Source organism: Arthrobacter flavus, from assembly GCF_039526005.1.
Taxonomy (GTDB): Bacteria; Actinomycetota; Actinomycetes; order Actinomycetales; family Micrococcaceae; genus Arthrobacter_D; species Arthrobacter_D flavus.
Genome location: NZ_BAAAIJ010000013.1, coordinates 86,017 through 101,472, shown reverse-complemented (window position 1 = coordinate 101,472; position 15,456 = coordinate 86,017). Strand labels below are relative to the sequence as shown.

Below are 15,456 nucleotides of genomic sequence, written 5' to 3'. Positions count from 1 at the left end.
GGGCCCCCTACAGCCTGGCGATCCGTTCAATGTCCTCGCGGAATTCCTGCGCCACGGACGCCGACACGGTGGTCCGCGTTTCGGCGATCGCCGTCAGGTAGTCCTGGCTGGAGGGGCCGGGGGCTGGCGTGCCACCGTCGGCGGCTCCGAACACCGCCTGCTCCAGGGCGCGTTGGGACGCCTTGCGGGCCGCGAATTCGATGTCTGCTGGCGAAAAGCCGTCGGACGTCTCGACCAGCCGGGCGATGTCCACCTCGGCTGCCACCTCGGATGGGATGTAGCGCTGCCAGATAGCGTGGCGGGCGTCGTCGTCGGGCAGCCCGATGGGGATGACGTAGTCGAAGCGCCCGTGCCTCAGGAACGCCGTGTCAAGGGCCCTGATGAAGTTCGTCGCGCACACCAGCAGCCGGCCGGGCCGCTCCCTGAACGCGGGAATGATCTTCAGCAGTTCGTTGGTCACACCCTGCAACGGGGACGGCGGCTCCCCCTGGCGCTGGGCGGCGATCTCCTCGACCTCGTCAATGAAGACCACTGCGTGTTCCAGTTCGGCGATCTCGAGGAAGGTCTCACGCAGCGCACCCGCGAGGCCCTTCGAGTCAGCGGCGAGCCGTGAGGGGAACACCTCGACGAAGGGCCACTCCAGCCGTGACGCAATCGCCTTGGCGAAAGTGGTCTTGCCGGTTCCCGGTGGGCCAAACAGCATCACCGCACGCGGCGGCACCACCCCGTACTGCTCGGCCAGGTCGGGGTTGGCAAGCGGCAGGACCAACCGGCGTTCGAGCAGTTCCTTCTCGCGTTGCATGCCTCCCACGTTGCTCCACAGATTCCGCGGCATCAAGCGTCCGCCGAGTTCGCTGAGCAGACCCATTTCCTGGCGTTGCACGGGGATATCACGTTCGAAGTACCTCAGGTGCTTCCGGTCCTGGAACCCCGAGTTGAGGAGGGCATCCACCCGGTGTTCGGCGTCGGGCACCAGGGTGGAGAGCTTGGTCAGGCCATGCGGCGCCATCCTGCCCTCGATGGCAGCGAGCAGTGCGCTGCCGATCCCATGGTTCCGCCAGCCTTCGTCGATGGCGAAGAAGACAATCCAGCCCTGGTCGTGAGCGGCGCGGGCCACCGCCGCGCCGACCACCGTCTCGCCGTGGACGGCGACGACGGCGTGGTCCTTCTGGCAGGAGGCGAGGACCTCGGCGAGCGCGTACACCGGTTCGACGCCGGCGCTGCGGGATTCCTCCCACAGGTGGAGGATCGCGTCCATGTCAGCAGAGTGGAAATCCCTGATTCTCCAGCCGGTCATACGGGTGACTCCTTTGTCGTGTGCTGATCGTGTCGGGTACAAAACGTGCAGTGCGCTGATCATGGCACACCGCTGGGCGGCACCGGAGATTGTGACTGTCGGAGGCGGCTGCCATGATGCTGTGATGCACCTCGACCGTTTCCCCCTCCGGAGGGTCACTGCCCACCCAACCTCCGAACTGGCGCAAGGAACCTGGCCGGCGAATCTGCCGCCCGTGGCGCAACTGTTGGAGGACGGGATGGAGCTTGGCTCCGCCACGGTCCTGGTCGGCGAGAATGGCTCGGGCAAATCGACGCTGGTCGAAGCGATTGCATTGGCCTTCGGGCTGTCGCCTGAGGGTGGGTCGACCGGCGCGCGTCATTCCACCCGACCGTCCGAGTCGGAGCTGTCGGATCACCTCCAGCTGGTCCGGAACCCGGGCGCCAGCAAACGAGGCTACTTCCTGCGGGCCGAGACCATGCACGGGTTCTTCACCTATCTGGAGCAAAATCCCGGCAGGTCGGGCAACGATACCCGGTTCCATTCGATGTCACACGGAGAGTCTTTCCTCGAACTCACAGTGGACCGGTTTCGGGGACCGGGACTGTGGGTGCTGGATGAGCCGGAATCGGCGTTGTCCTTCGGCGGCTGTCTGGCTTTGCTCGGGATCCTGAAAGAACTGCTCTCCGATGGGAAATCCCAGGTGCTCCTCTCCACCCACTCTCCTCTGCTCGCCGCCCTTCCCGGCGCAGCAATCCTCGAGATCGGGCCGTGGGGATTTCGAGAGATGCACTGGGACGAGCTGGATCTGACAGTCAACTGGCGTGGCTTCATGAACGCGCCCGACCGGTATCTACGCCATCTCTGATTCCTGCGGCGGTCCGATAGGCTCTTGAACATGCGTCTACACCATCCCAAGCGCCTCGTCGGCTTCGCCAGCACCGTCGTCGGACGAGCGCTTATGGCGCTCGGAGCGGCGCAGGCGGTCGTCGCCGCAACACTGGTGGTCATTGACGCGGTGGAAAAAAAGATCAGAACCAAACGTGAGGGATTCCCCAAGCCGGGGATTTTTGAGGGTCACGTCGCTGGGTCCTCAACCACCGTCTACACGTACGGCGAAGACCTGTATGAGGCGATGCTTGAGGCCATCCGATCGGCCAAGCACCAGATCCTGATGGAGACGTACATCTGGAAGGGCGACGACGTCGGCCGCACCTTCCGTGACGCGTTGAATGAGGCGGCGGCGCGTGGCGTGAAGGTGTACGTGATTTACGATGGGTTCGCGAACCTGGTGGTCCGGCCGTCGTTCTACTCGTTCCACCCCGAGGTGCAGGTCTTCCGGTTCCCGGTCCTGCGGCCCTCGATCCTGTTCACCAACATTCGTGGCACTGGCTTTGACCACCGTAAACTGCTGGTCGTTGACGAGACGATTGGGTTTGTGGGCGGCTACAACATCGGCAGCCTGTACGCCACCAAGTGGCGGGATACCCACCTGCGGATTGTCGGTCCTTCGGTCTGGGAGTTGAGGGAAGCCTTCGTCAGCGTCTGGAACCTGACGGCCGCACGGTCCCGGCGCCCGATGGACGATACCAGTGCTGATTTCTGGGAACCACGCCTGCGGGCGGTCAACAACATCCCCGCCAATCTGGTCTTCCCCATCCGTGGCGTCTACCTGGATGCGATCAACCGCGCCAAGGACCACATCTACATCACCACCGCCTACTTCATTCCTGACCAGCAGATCCTGAACGCCCTGCTGCGGGCCAGCAAACGGGGGGTCGACGTCCGCGTGATCCTGCCGGAGGAGTCCAACCATGTGCTCTCTGACTGGTTGTCCCGCGGCTTCTATACCTCGCTGTTGGAAAACGGGATCCAGGTCCTGCTCTATCAGAACGCGATGATCCATGCGAAGACCGCCACCGTGGACGGGCAGTGGTCAACGGTCGGCACCGCCAACATTGACCGGTTGAGCCTGACCGGCAACTACGAGATCAACCTGGAGATCTTCGACGAGGGCCTCGCCCACAGCATGGAGAAAATCTTCGCCGTGGACAGCGGGAACAGCCGGATCCTGACGAGCAAGGAGTGGGAGCGCCGCCACATTGTGGCCCGGATCAGCGAAGCGATCCTCGCCCCGCTGCGTCCCCTCCTCTAGCCGGCCGGGAGAACCTGCCACGCTCAGGGGGTGGCGAAGCGGTCCAGATATCCCACCCGGGACTGGTGGACGTGCCCAGCCATTAACCGTTCGGCGTCGACCGGGTTGCCGGCGTCAATCGCCGCCATGATCAGGCGGTGCTCGCTCCAGGACTGCTTCCCCCGATGGTCGACGTCGGTGGCGTAGAGCCACTCGATCTTGCCTGAAATCTGGCGCAGCAGAGCCGTCAGTGACGCACTGCCGCTGAGGTCGGCGATCCCCAGATGGAAACGGATGTTCAGTTCCGGCAGCAGTTCAAGGTTGCCTTCAGCAACGGCCTGGTCGCCGTCGTCGAGCAGGTCGGCGAGCAACCTGCGCGCTTTCCACCATTCGGCGCTGGGCTCGCCCGCACTGAACTGGGCCGACGCCCGCCGGGCGGCCCGCCGCGCGGTGGCACCCTCGAGCGCTTCACGCACGGCGAAGAGATCGTCGGCGTCGTCCACCGGAATCTCCGACACCGTCGACCCGGCGTACGGCTTGGAATCAACGAAGCCCTCGGCCTCCAGCGCACGCAGTGCCTCACGGACGGGGATGCGGGAGACCCCGTATTTGGCGGCGAGCGCCGCCTCGGTCACCCGGGTGCCAGGCCGCAGCGAGCCAAAGATGATGTCGTGCCGGATTTCGTCCTGCACCCGCTGTTTCGGGGCAGGATCGACCGGTTGCGGATCAGGCGGCAAAAGCGGCACCAGGAATCGCTCCCAGCAGTTCCCGTACGTCCCGCAGCTTAGCGTCCTGCAGCATAGCCTTGTGCTCCTCTGGGATTGGCGGCGGCCTTCAGAACTCCGGTCGCGGGGTCGCTCACCACTGAGGAGATCCGGCCGAGCGCCCAGTCGCCAGCCCTGGTCACCACGTGGCCGCGGCCTTCCAGATCGGTGATGACGTCGTCACCGAGGCGATCCTCCACCACGGCCCCACCAGGCTCCCAGGTTCGGGGGTAGAAGGAGCCGGGGATGGACGTGGTGTGCAGCGAGGGGGCATCAATCGCCTGTTGCGGCGAGTAGCCTCCAACAATGGTCCGCAGAATGTAGAGCAGCTGCCACTGATCCTGCTGGTCCCCGCCAGGTGATCCGAGCGCCACCACCGGGACGCTGTCCTTGAGGATCAGGGTAGGTGTCAAGGTGGTGCGGGGGCGTTTGCCGGGGCGCAGGGTCGACGGCGCCCCGTCTTCCAGCCAGGTCATCTGCAGCCGCGAGCCGAGGCAGAAGCCCAGCTCGGGGATGGTCGGTGAAGACTGCAGCCAGCCGCCGGAGGGAGTGGCCGAGACCATGTTGCCCCACTGGTCGACGACGTCGATGTGGCAGGTATCGCCGCGGGTCTCACCACTGCGGGAGACGGTCGGCTCGCCGACGCCGGCCATCGCGCCCACCCCGGCCAGGGCCGGCGCGGTGTACTCGGTGCGCAGCGGCGGGATGAAGGGTTCGCGGCCCGGGACGGTGCCGGGCCGGAACTCCGTCGAGGCCTTCTCGGTGATCAGCGGGCGGCGCTGGGCAGAGTATTCCTCGGAGAGCAGGTAGTCCAGCGGAACGTCGGCGTCGCCATAGTAGGCTTCCCGGTCGGCGATCGCGAGTTTTTGCGCCTCGAGGATGGTGTGGGCGCCGAGCGCCGTCGAGGGATCCAGGTGCTCGTCGTCGTACCCGGCGAGGATGGCGAGGGTCTGCAGCAGGGCAGGTCCTTGCCCCCAGGCGCCGGTCTTCGCGATGGTGTGGCCACGGAACTCGAAGGTGGTGGCGGGTTCGTACCCGGCCTGGCACCCGGCGAAGTCCTCGAGGCTCATCACCCCTGCATGGTCGGTGCCCGAGGAGTGGCGGTGCGGCTGCGCGGTGAAGGCGACGGCGGCCTGCGCCACGAAACCCTCGCTCCATTCACGGCGGGCAGCGTCGATGCGCTCCTCGCGGGTGGCGTCCGGCGGCCCGGCGGCGACCAGCCGGTCCAGTACTGCCGCGTAGGCCTCGTTCTTGATCATTTCCCCGGCTGCGGGAGCCCGGCCTTCAGGCATCCAGAGCGCCGCCGACGTCGGCCAGTGCTCGTTGAAGAGGTCAGCGACCGAGGAGATGGTGGCGCCCACCCGGCCGACGATCGGGTGCCCGTTGCGGGCGTAGCCGATGGCGAAGTACAGGACGTCGCCGAGCTCCCAGGTGCCGTGGTCACGGAGCAGGAGGAACCAGGCGTCGACGGCGGCGGGCACGGCCGCGGCGAGCGCACCGGAGCCCGGCACCAGTTCCAGACCCTCGGAGAGGTAGTGCTCGCGGGTGGCGGCGACGGGGGCCGGTCCCTGACCCATCAGGACGATGGGCTCGGACGGGTTAGCTGCTGTCGCAAACACGCCGGTCATATCCCCACCCGGGCCATTGAGGTGCGGCTCGACGACGTGGAGCACAAAGGCGCTGGCGACGGCGGCGTCGAACGCGTTCCCGCCACGCTCAAGGACTGCCTGCGCCGAGGCGGTGGCCAGCCAGTGGGTGGATGCGGTCATCCCGAAGGTGCCCTCGAGGGTGGGCCGAGTGGTGAAGGAAGCGGGCTGGGTGTAGGTCATCGAGGTCCTTTTCGGTTTGTTGAGCGGGTCCGTGGACTGGATTGGGGGTCGTGATGGGGTCCGGGTGCGTTGCATAGTCCACCCCATAAGTGGCCGATTGCATACAACACTATTCGGACAGGTACATTTTGTATACAGGCCGACGGTGAAGCAACGGTCCATTAACCACGGAGGATCCCATGAAGCGTCAGCCCGTCTCCACCGCGCGACTTCATCTGTGGCTGATGCTGACCCTCACCTTCTCCACCGGTGTGGTGGACGCCGTCGGTTTCCTCGGCCTCGATCAGGTCTTCACCGGCAACATGACCGGCAACGTGGTCCTGCTGGGCATGGCCATCGCCGGTGGCAGCGATCTCCCGGTACTTCGCCCGGCGCTGGCCCTGCTTTTCTTCATGGTGGGCGCCGTCATTGGCGGGCGGGTGCTGCGCACGGCCCCCGAGGGCTGGAGCGGGCGCACGTCGATCACCTTCCTGACAGTGGCGGTGCTGATCGGGGGCCTGGCCCTGTTCACTGCCCTGGTCGATGTCACCGCCGACCACCTGCTGGGCAGCATCACCACCAGCACCCTCGCCCTGGCGATGGGTGTTCAGGCTGCGACGGCGAAACGCCTCAAGGTCGCCGAGATCACCACGGTGGTGGTGACGTCCACCATTACCGGGCTGGCCTCGGATTCGCGCCTCGCTGGTGGAAAGAGTCCGTTCTGGCTGCGCCGCGCACTCGCCATCTCATTGATTCTGGTCGGCGCCCTGGTGGGAGCGGCGGCACTGCACATCGACCTCTGGGTGGGGATTGCACTCTCGGCCGTCCTGTCGGCCGTGGTGACCCTAATCGGGCAGCTCCGCCACCGCAAGGACAAGCGCGCCGCGGCGGATGAGCTGGACCTGGAGCCTACAGCGGCGAGATAGCCCACCGACCAGCCCTGATCAGCGGGAAGCGGGATTCCTGCCGGTCCGGCACCGCTGTAGGCTCGACTTTGACGGTATTCGGCCGGTTCGAGAAGGGTTCTGACGTGAGCGAAGGCATATCTCCACCGGGGACTGTACTGATTGCCGGCTGCGGCGATCTGGGGACTGAGGCCGGGCTGAGATACGCCGCGGCGGGGCACCGGGTGATCGGATGGCGGAGGTCAGCTGACAAGCTCCCGGCGGGAATTGAGGGCGTTTCGGTGGATCTCACCGGCGAGCTACCGCCGATCCCCGCCGACACCCGCATCGTGGTGCTGGCGACCGCCGCGGACGGCCGTACCGAGGACGCTTACCGTGCGGCCTATCTCACCGCCACCGGCAACGTCCTGGACGCGATGGCCCGTGATGGCGTCGACGCCCAGGTGCTGTTGGTGTCCTCCACCGCTGTGTACGGGGGCGACGACGGCGAGTGGGTGGACGAATCGACGCCCGTGGCGCCCGGCACTGCCACGGCGAAGATCCTGGCCAGCACGGAGGAGCTGCTGCGTAACCGGCGGCCGGACGCCGTCATCCTGCGGCTGTCGGGAATCTACGGTCCGGGCCGGAACCGGCTGATCGACCAACTGGCATCCGGTACCGCGGTCCTGCCCCCGGAGGTCCAATGGACCAACAGGATTCACCGGGATGATGCGGCGGCGGCTATCGTGCACCTGACCACCCAGGTCAAGGGGCCAGAGCCGGTCTATATCGGCGTCGACCACGAGCCGGTCGATCAGGGCGAGGTCCTTGAGTTTCTTGCCGCCCAGCTGGGGGTGCCCACACCACCGGTGGGACCGTCGTCGTCGGCCAGGACCGGCGGGACGAAGCGGGGAACCGGCAAGCGCCTCAGCAACGCGGCGCTGACCGCCACGGGGTTCACTTTCACCTATCCCACGTTCCGGGAGGGGTACCTGGCCGTCCTCAATGGGGACGGGGTCAGGCACCCCTAGCGATCCGCCTAGTGGGCGGCTGGTACTCCAAGACCATCGACCGGGGCCTCGGCGGCGTCGACCGGCGTGTCTTCGGGCTTCCGGATGAAGAAGGCGGCCACGACGGCGAACATGAACACGATCGCGCCGCAGAAGAACGCGGCCTGGATGCCGCCTGCCTCAGCGGCCACCTCGGAGGCACCGTCGTCGAGCAGGGCGGACGCCTGAATGGTCAGCACCGAGATGAACAGGGCGGTGCCTGCAGCACCTGCGAGCTGCTGGACGGTGCCCACGATCGCGCTCCCGTGGGAGTACAGGTGCGGCTGGACGGATCCCAGCGCCGAGGTCAGCAGTGGCGTGAACATCAGGGCGAGGCCGATGCTCAGGAAGACGTGAGCCACCATCACCATCAGGAAGGGGGTGGTTTCGCTGAGCATCGTCAACCCCCAGAACACCAGGCTGACGAGGATCGCGCCGGGCACCACCAGGATACGGGGTCCGCGCTTGTCGAAGATGCGGCCCACCACCGGGCCCAGCAGACCCATGGTCAGACCGCCAGGGAACAGCAGCAGGCCCGCCACCACCGGTGAGAGCCCCAGCACATTCTGGACGTAGAGGGGCAGCAGGATGATGGTTCCGAAGAGTGCCATCATGGACACCGAGATGACCAGGATGGAGATGGTGAAGGTGCGTGAGGTGAAGGTCCGTAGGTCCAACAGGGCCCGGTCGGCGCGCTGCAGGGTGCGCTGGCGCAGGACGAACAGCACCAGGGCAACGCCACCGACGACGAGCGGCAGCCACGGCGGAACCGGTCCGCCACCCTCGGCTGCTTCGCCGAACTGGCTGAGACCGTAGATGATCCCGCCGAACGCGAGCGCCGAGACGATCACCGACAGCACGTCGATGGGCAGGCGCCGTGGGGTGGTGACGTTTTGAATGCGGGTGGCGCCGAGAATCAGGGAGCCGACGGCGATGGGCAGGACCAGCCAGAAGAGCCAGCGCCAGTCCAGCACGCTGAGAATCAGGCCGGACACGGTGGGGCCGATGGCCGGAGCCACGGAGATCACGATGGCGATATTGCCCATAGTGCGGCCGCGTGACGCAGGCGGGACCAGGGTCATCACCGTGGTCATCAGCAGCGGCATCATGATGGCGGTGCCGCTCGCCTGGATGATCCGGCCGACCAGCAGGACCTCAAAGCCCGGCGCCAGCGCCGACACCAGGGTGCCGAAGCTGAAGAGGGACATGGCGGCCATGAAGACGGGGCGGGTGTGGAACCGCTGCAGCAGGAACCCGGTCACCGGGATGACCACCGCCATGGTGAGCATGAAGGCTGTGGTGAGCCACTGCCCGGCACTGACGGTGATGCCGAGGTCGACGGTCAGTGTCTGCAGTGCCACGCTCATGATGGTCTCGTTCAGGATGACCACGAAGGCTGACACCAGCAGCAGCGAGATCACTAACTTGTTGCGTTTAGCCTCTGCGAGGTCCTCCTGGCGCGCGGCCGACTGGTTCTCGACCGGCTGGTTCGCAGCGGAGGGCGGGGCACTATGGGGCACAGAAATTCCTTTGAAGTGGTGTGGGAGGAGCTGATCCTATTAGCCGCAACGCCCGAAGGAAGAGAATCTATTCCGCCGGGGGAAAGTCGGTGTGCCGTGTTCAGCGGTCAGCGCCCGACGTCGGCACGTACCCGAGCACCTTGTCCACCTGGTGCGGCAACGCCTTCCCGGCATGCCAGGTGAGGAAGTTGCGTTCGAACTGAAGCGCCAGATCATCCAGCCACGAGTCGGCGTCGCTGGCCATATGAGGGGAGATCAGCACCTGCTCCATCCCCCACAGCGGGCTGGCCGGAGGGAGTGGTTCGACGGCGAAGGTGTCAAGGACCGCTCCGGCGATGCCGCCGTCGTCGAGCGTCCGCACCAACGCCGCCTCATCCACCAGCTTCCCCCTCCCCACGTTGATCAGGACCGCGGTGGGTGCCATGGCGGCGAGCACCTCGGCACTGACCATCCCCTCGGTCTGTGCGGTCAACGGGGCGACGAGGACGAGATAGTCATAGGCGCCGACCACTGCTGTGAGGCGTGAACTGCTGTGGACGGTCCCGAAGTCGGGGTCATCAGTCCGTGCCACCCTGCCGGCGCCGTTGACGTCGGCGCCCGCCGCCGTCAAAAGTCGCGCAGTGCACCGGCCGATGCTTCCTGTTCCCACAATCAGGACCCGCGCGCCGGCGATGTTGCGGGTGGTTCGCCGGGCCCAGACCCGGTTGTGTTGTAGGTCGCGGGTCTGGCCGAAGCCCTTGGCGGAAAACAGCATGGCGCCCAGCACGTACTCGGCCATGGGGAGGTCAAACACACCGTGGGCATTCGTGACCGTGACAGCCGAGTCGATCAGTCCCGGGAACAGGAGCTTGTCGACGCCGGCCGCCGCGACGTGCAGCCAGGTCAAGGCGTCGGCGTGTTTCCAGGCGGGCTCGACCGCGCCGGAGAAGAAGTCCCAGAGGTACAGCACATCGGCTCCACGGAGCGCCATTGGCAGGCCGGCGGCATCGGTTTCACGGATGTCCGCCAGCGCGGCAACGCGCTCCAGCCCGATCACGGGGCGGTCCCCCACGAGCACCGTCACAATGGGCTTGCGGCCGGACTCGTCGAAAAAGTTCATGCTCAGAATCCTCCCACGGTCGGCCTTCTTAACGCTGTCCAGCTTTACTTGCGGGAATCCATACGGTTGCATGTGTAGTCAGCGTTCGGGTGCCCGAACGCGCCATCGGGAGGATACACCGTGACAACGCCGTCAACCGAACACCCGCTAGTAGACCAAGAGGTCGACACCTCGGCTGCACCCGGCATGCTGGAGCCCGCCGAGGACAGACGGGTGCTGCTGCGAAAACGGATCGGGCTGGTGGGCGGCGTCGTCGTCGCCATCATCATGTATCTGATCCTGCCAGCCGATCTTGAGCAGCCCGCCAGGGTGACCGCCGCCATCGCCTCCCTGATGGCGCTGTGGTGGATGACCGAAGCCATCCCGCTGGCAGCGACGGCTCTGCTCCCCTTGGTCCTCTTCCCGATTCTGAACGTGTCCACCATTGACGAGGTGGCGCCGCCCTACGCCAACCCCATCATCTTCCTGTTCATGGGCGGGTTCCTTTTGGCCCTCGCGCTCCAGCGGTGGAACCTGCACCGTCGGATTGCGCAAACCGAGCCAGCTTATCGGCGGTTTCATGATCGCCACCGGATTCCTCAGTATGTGGGTCTCCAACACCGCCACGGCCGTGATGATGCTGCCTATCGGCATCTCGGTTCTCACCCTGGTGGCAACCGTCAGTGACGGCAAGCCACCGAAGCGGTTCGGTATCGCGTTGATGCTGGGCATTGCCTACTCGGCGTCGATCGGTTCGCTCGGCACCATTATCGGCACCCCACCCAACGCCCTCATGGTCGGCTACCTGGCCGAGACTCACGACATTCAGGTGGGTTTCGGCCAGTGGATGCTGGTCGGCGTACCAATGTCGGTGGTGTTCATGTTCATTGCCTGGTTCCTCCTCACCCAGGTCATCTACAAGCCTGAAATCAAGGAGATTCCGGGCGGGCGTCAACTAATCCGGGATGAGTACAAGAAGCTCGGGTCGATGAACACTGGTGAAAAGCAGGTCGGTGGGATCTTCGTGCTCGCAGCGGCTGCCTGGATCAGCGTGCCCCTGCTGTGGCCGGGATCGAACATTGCTGACGCCGTCATCGCCATGGTGGTCGCTGTCCTGCTGTTTGTGATCCCGGCGAATATCAAGAAGGGCGTGCCCCTGCTCGACTGGGCCAGCGCCAAGGCGCTGCCCTGGGACATCCTGCTGTTGTTCGGCGGAGGCCTCGCGCTCTCGGCGCAGTTCACCGCCACCGGTCTGAGCGCCTGGGTTGGAACGCAGGTCGCCGGACTCGATGTGCTGCCGCTGGTCCTGATCATCGCCATCGTGGCTGGCATCGTGTTGCTGCTGACCGAGCTCACCAGTAACACGGCCACCGCAGCTGCGTTCCTGCCGCTGATCGGCGGGGTCGCCGTCGGGCTCGGCGTCGATCCGATGCTGCTCGTGATCCCCGTGGCGATCGCCGCGACCTGTGCGTTCATGCTGCCGGTCGCGACGCCGCCCAACGCCATCGCGTACTCCTCCGGCCATGTGGAGATTGCCCACATGCTCAAGGCCGGCATCTGGTTGAACCTCATCGCGCTGGTGTTGACCACCATCACCACGATGACGCTGGCGGCCTGGGTCTTCGGGCTCGTGTACTAGGTCCTTTCGCGGCGCCGTCTGGCCCTCCGGGGTCGGGCGGCGCGGTGCGTCAGAGGAAGCTCAGGATCTCGTCCACTACGTCCGCCGGTGCTTCCTCGGGCAGGTAGTGGCCGGCGTCGAGCGCCCTGCCGGTCACGGTGGGGGCCACTTCCCGCCACAATGCCAGCGGATCGAACTGCTTGCCGACCACGCCGTGCTGCCCCCACAGCACCCTCAGCGGGGTGCCGATCTGCAGTTTGCTGGCCCGGTCGTGGCGGTCATGCTCGAGGTCAATGGTCGACGACGCCCGATAGTCCTCGCACATCGCGTGAACTGCGCCCGGCCGGGAAAGCGCCGCAACATACTGATCAAGAACATCCCTCGGAAAGGGGGCCAGGCCCGCATACCTGCTTCCCATCAGATTCTCGATGTAGGCGCGGGGGTTGGCCTCAATAAGTGACTCGGGGAGCGGCCTCGGCTGGATGAGGAAGAACCAGTGGAAATAGGCCTCGGCAAAGGCTCTATCGGTTGACTCATACATGTCGAGGGTGGGGGCGATGTCCAGGAGTATTGCCGCGGTCACCAGGTCCGGGTGGTCGGCGAGCAGCCGGTGGGCCACGCGCGCACCGCGGTCATGGGCGCAGACCGCAAACTGCCGGAACCCGCGCTCGGCGCCGAAATGTTGCATCAGGAGCACCTGGTCGAGGGCCATCGTGCGTTTACTGTAGGCCTGGTGCTCCGGATCGCTGGCCGGTATTCCCGAGGAGCCGTAGCCGCGCAGGTCAGGCATGACCACGGTATAGTGCTCGGCGAGCCGGTCGGCCACCCTGTGCCACATCAGGTGGGATTCGGGGTGCCCGTGCAACAGCAGTAGGGCCGGCTTGGGGTCTTCCGTGGGGCGGGAGATCCTGCCCGCGATCTCGACGCCGCCCACCGTCGTCGCGAACTCCGTATAGGCCTCAAACATGCAGCTACTCTAACTTCTCGGCGGAGGGGGCGGGGTTAAACGCAACTGACCGCCGGGTTCTCCCCGGCGGTCAGTTGCCTTTTGCCTATCTACTGTGCGGGTGCCGGGAACCGATCCCAGACGCGGTGCCTGGACAGCAGCTCGGTCAGCGTGGTGAGCACTGGCGTCGCGTCGCCGACGACGACGCCCGGCGCCTCGGGGCTGATGGCACTCGCCTGCAGCACCGAGGTCACGTCGCCGACGCCGCCAATGGCCTTGGAGTGCCTGAACGCCTCGGAGAGCAGCAGCGCGACACGGGGGTCGATGGTCACGCCCGGCGATCCCGCCTTTGCATCTCGGCTGTTGGCGGCGTCGTCGCCCGGTGTCGCCGCGCCGGCAATGATCAGTGCGTCGAACTCGGTGGATCGGGCGGTGAGGTAGGTCCGCTGGACCACCATGCCGCCGTCGAGCTTCCCACCAGTGGGGGCGATGATCAACGGAACCATCCCGGCGTCGTGAATGCTGCTGGTCAGCTGGGCAACGGCGGTGACGTCGCTATTGGCGTCGGCAATCACACCGATGATCCTGCCCTCGACAGGCCAGGTGCCGCCGATCTGCGAAACCGTGGGGCTGGGCTCGTGATCCTCGACCTGCACGGTGGGTGCCGGAGCGGTGAGGCCCAGACCGGACGCCACCTCGGCGCACAGCCGCTCGTCGATGTTGGCGAGGTTCTGCAGCTGACGGACCTTGAGGTTTTCCTCGTAGACCTTCCCCAGTTCGAAGGTGTACGAGGAGATGACGTGATCCTGTTCCAACGGGGTGAGGGACTTGAAAAACATCCGCACCTGGCTGAAGTGATCTTCGAACGTGGCCGGACTTTCTCGAACTTTGCTCGACGCCGGAAGTTCCTGCGGCACCTCGATGTAGGCGCTCATGTCCTCACCGGCGAGGAACGGGCAGCCGCCGTCGAGCGAGTTCGGCCGGTACGGCGCCACTCCCCCGTGCACTGCGGTCTGGTGCATGCCGTCGCGCAGCATGTCGTTGACGGGAGCGTGCGGCCGGTTGATCGGCAGCTGGGCGAAGTTGGGTCCACCGAGACGGCTGATCTGGGTATCGATGTAGGAGAACAACCGGCCCTGCAGCAGGGGATCGTTTGTGACGTCGATGCCCGGCACCAGGTGACCCGGGTGGAAGGCGATCTGCTCTGTCTCAGCGAAGTAGTTGGTCGGATTGGCGTTCAGGGTCATCGTGCCGATGATCTGGACGGGAGCCAACTCTTCTGGGACGAACTTGGTGGGGTCCAGCAGGTCGATGCCTTCGAACATTTCGTCTTCGGTATCCGGGAACGTCTGGATGCCCAGGTCCCACTGCGGGAAGGCGCCGGCCTCAATCGAATCCGCGAGGTCGCGGCGGTGGAAGTCGGGGTCCATTCCGTTGATAATCTGGGCTTCTTCCCAGACCAGCGAATGAACACCCTGCTTGGGCTTCCAGTGGATTTTCACCAGCGTGGTTTCGCCTGCCGCGTTCTGCAGCCGGAAGGTGTGGACGCCGAAGCCTTCCATGGTCCGGTACGACCGCGGAATGCCACGATCGGACATGTTCCACATGGTGTGCGCCTGCGCTTCGCTATGCAGGGAGACGAAATCCCAGAACGTGTCGTGGGCGCTTTGGGCCTGGGGGATCTCCCGGTCCGGGTGCGGCTTCGCGGCGTGAACGACGTCGGGAAACTTGATCGAGTCCTGAATGAAGAACACCGGAATGTTATTGCCGACAAGGTCGTAGGTGCCCTCGTCGGTGTAGAACTTGGTGGCGAAGCCGCGGGTGTCACGCACCGCGTCAGCCGAACCGCGTGAGCCCAGCACGGTGGAAAATCGCACGAAGACCGGCGTCTCGACGTCCTTGGCGAGGAAGCCGGCCTTCGTGACGCCTGTTGCGGCACCATTGGCCACAAAAGTTCCGTGAGCTCCTGCGCCGCGGGCGTGAACGACCCGCTCGGGGATGCGCTCGTGGTCGAAGTGGGTGATTTTTTCGCGCAGGTGGTGGTCCTGGAGGAGGACCGGCCCGCGGGGACCCGCCTTGAGGGAGTGATCGGTATCGGCCACCCGGGTGCCCTGGGCAGTGGTGAGGAACCGACCGCTCTGCGAATTGACGGTCTTGGCGGCGCCGGTGGGAGTGCCGGTGGGCGACACCGTCTCGGGTGCGTCCTGATCGGGTTTGGGCGGGAGCGGCTCGCGAGGTTCCACGGGCTCCGCCAGGCTCGGCGCCTCCACTGACGGTGCACCAGGAATTGGGGGGTTGGTGAGGGGGGAATTTTCTTCAGACATCGCTCGCTCCAGACACTCGGATAGCGCAGAGTTACTGTCGCTACTCTGTCAGCCT

Annotated in this window: 11 protein-coding genes and 1 pseudogene; 5 read left to right on the top strand and 7 right to left on the bottom strand. The window is 65.7% G+C overall.

Annotated elements, in window-relative coordinates:
* Nucleotides 1–7: 7 nt before the first annotated feature.
* Nucleotides 8–1,297 (bottom strand): ATP-binding protein, encoded by a 1,290-nt coding sequence (locus ABD059_RS05370; protein WP_343878331.1) that lies wholly within the window; start codon nt 1,295–1,297, stop codon nt 8–10.
* 124 nt (nt 1,298–1,421) lie between these two features.
* Here ABD059_RS05370 and ABD059_RS05365 point away from each other — a divergent pair, with 124 nt between their 5' ends.
* A complete protein-coding gene (locus ABD059_RS05365; RefSeq protein ID WP_343878360.1) occupies nt 1,422–2,144 on the top strand; it encodes an AAA family ATPase in 723 nt (240 codons plus the stop codon).
* Between the two features lie 93 nt (nt 2,145–2,237).
* Nucleotides 2,238–3,431: a phospholipase D-like domain-containing protein gene (locus tag ABD059_RS05360; protein ID WP_377959609.1), complete on the top strand. Its 1,194-nt coding sequence runs from the start codon at nt 2,238–2,240 to the stop codon at nt 3,429–3,431.
* Nucleotides 3,432–3,454: 23 nt separating this feature from the next.
* On the opposite strand, the gene ABD059_RS05355 is transcribed toward ABD059_RS05360, so the two are convergent.
* Together ABD059_RS05355 and ABD059_RS05350 are read right to left on the bottom strand one after the other, a co-directional pair.
* Nucleotides 3,455–4,156, bottom strand: coding sequence for a GntR family transcriptional regulator (locus ABD059_RS05355; RefSeq protein WP_343878329.1), 702 nt, complete (start codon nt 4,154–4,156; stop codon nt 3,455–3,457).
* A 38-nt stretch (nt 4,157–4,194) separates the two neighbouring features.
* Nucleotides 4,195–6,003: a gamma-glutamyltransferase family protein gene (locus tag ABD059_RS05350; protein WP_343878328.1), complete on the bottom strand. Its 1,809-nt coding sequence runs from the start codon at nt 6,001–6,003 to the stop codon at nt 4,195–4,197.
* A 179-nt stretch (nt 6,004–6,182) separates the two neighbouring features.
* Here ABD059_RS05350 and ABD059_RS05345 point away from each other — a divergent pair, with 179 nt between their 5' ends.
* On the top strand, nt 6,183–6,908 hold the full coding sequence (locus ABD059_RS05345; protein ID WP_343878327.1) for a YoaK family protein: 726 nt from the start codon (nt 6,183–6,185) through the stop codon (nt 6,906–6,908).
* A 104-nt stretch (nt 6,909–7,012) separates the two neighbouring features.
* Nucleotides 7,013–7,897 (top strand): SDR family oxidoreductase, encoded by an 885-nt coding sequence (locus ABD059_RS05340; RefSeq protein ID WP_343878326.1) that lies wholly within the window; start codon nt 7,013–7,015, stop codon nt 7,895–7,897.
* 8 nt (nt 7,898–7,905) lie between these two features.
* Here ABD059_RS05340 and ABD059_RS05335 read toward each other — a convergent pair whose 3' ends face one another.
* Nucleotides 7,906–9,435 (bottom strand): MDR family MFS transporter, encoded by a 1,530-nt coding sequence (locus ABD059_RS05335; RefSeq protein ID WP_343878325.1) that lies wholly within the window; start codon nt 9,433–9,435, stop codon nt 7,906–7,908.
* 100 nt (nt 9,436–9,535) lie between these two features.
* Nucleotides 9,536–10,534: a D-2-hydroxyacid dehydrogenase gene (locus tag ABD059_RS05330; protein WP_343878324.1), complete on the bottom strand. Its 999-nt coding sequence runs from the start codon at nt 10,532–10,534 to the stop codon at nt 9,536–9,538.
* A gap of 120 nt (nt 10,535–10,654) precedes the next feature.
* Between ABD059_RS05330 and ABD059_RS05325 the strand changes: the two are divergent.
* Nucleotides 10,655–12,152: pseudogene (locus tag ABD059_RS05325) on the top strand (SLC13 family permease).
* Nucleotides 12,153–12,201: 49 nt separating this feature from the next.
* On the opposite strand, the gene ABD059_RS05320 reads toward ABD059_RS05325, so the two are convergent.
* Together ABD059_RS05320 and ABD059_RS05315 are read right to left on the bottom strand one after the other, a co-directional pair.
* Nucleotides 12,202–13,098, bottom strand: coding sequence for an alpha/beta fold hydrolase (locus tag ABD059_RS05320; protein WP_343878323.1), 897 nt, complete (start codon nt 13,096–13,098; stop codon nt 12,202–12,204).
* Between the two features lie 89 nt (nt 13,099–13,187).
* Nucleotides 13,188–15,401: a catalase gene (locus ABD059_RS05315; RefSeq protein WP_343878322.1), complete on the bottom strand. Its 2,214-nt coding sequence runs from the start codon at nt 15,399–15,401 to the stop codon at nt 13,188–13,190.
* Nucleotides 15,402–15,456: the final 55 nt, after the last annotated feature.